The organism is Streptomyces sp. ADMS, from assembly GCF_033441795.1.
GTDB lineage: Bacteria > Actinomycetota > Actinomycetes > Streptomycetales > Streptomycetaceae > Streptomyces.
Map to the genome: position 1 here is coordinate 1 of NZ_JAVFVX010000361.1, position 743 is coordinate 743.

Annotated in this window: 1 protein-coding gene and 1 pseudogene; both read right to left on the minus strand. The window is 65.0% G+C overall.

Annotated elements, in window-relative coordinates; genetic code table 11:
* Positions 1 to 171: 171 nt before the first annotated feature.
* Complete coding sequence (locus tag RB628_RS41035) at positions 172 to 333, minus strand: hypothetical protein (RefSeq protein WP_318325723.1); 162 nt, start codon at positions 331 to 333, stop codon at positions 172 to 174.
* Positions 334 to 433: 100 nt separating this feature from the next.
* Positions 434 to 743 (minus strand): annotated as a pseudogene (locus RB628_RS41040) (hypothetical protein); the annotation flags it as partial.

The following is a 743-nucleotide window of genomic DNA, read 5'->3' on the forward strand; positions in this document are numbered from 1 at the left end:
GGTGAAGCACTGGGTGGCCGCACTGGCCGTGCCCTCGGTCGTGGCCACCGTCGCTACGGCGAGAGCCCCGCACATCAGCATGCGATGCCACATTGCTTTACCGGGCATAATCGGTTCCTTTCCTGGAGGATGATTTACCGCGTGAGTCGAACGGATGGGGAGACGTGCCGGTCACATGCGGCCGTTGACGGCGTAGCCGACCTTTTCCTTCTCGAACACGTTCCGGGTCCAGTTGCCGTACCGGATATTCCCGTCCCATTCGTAGAAGGTTCCGCCCTGGCAGCCTCGGTTCGTCTTCGCCCAGCCGCCGGAGAAATCTCCGTGTGGGTCCAACGGTGAACCGCGACCTGAACGGGTTGTCCGTCACCGACATTGAGATGCGCGGACCACGTGAAAGACGTCCTGATCTGGGTGGTCTTCTGACAACCCGAGATCAAGGGATCGGGAAGTTGCACCACTTGCCGGACGGCGACCTGGCATTACCCAGATCGGTGCCGCCGCCGATTGCCCAGCCGGTGGTGGTCGTCCTCGAGTTCTCCCACGCGTAGTCGCAGGTGCGGCCCTGCGGGCACTGGAACTCGGTGCCGCGCCAGACCCGGTCGTCCCAGGTGTTGCCGGCTCGCTGGCGGGTTGTCGAGCGGGTGGCCTGTCCGCCGCCGGTGCCGGGGACGATCTGCGTGCCGTCGGAAATAGCTCTGGGTGAAGCACTGGGTGGCCGCACTGGCCGTGCCCTCGGTCGTGGC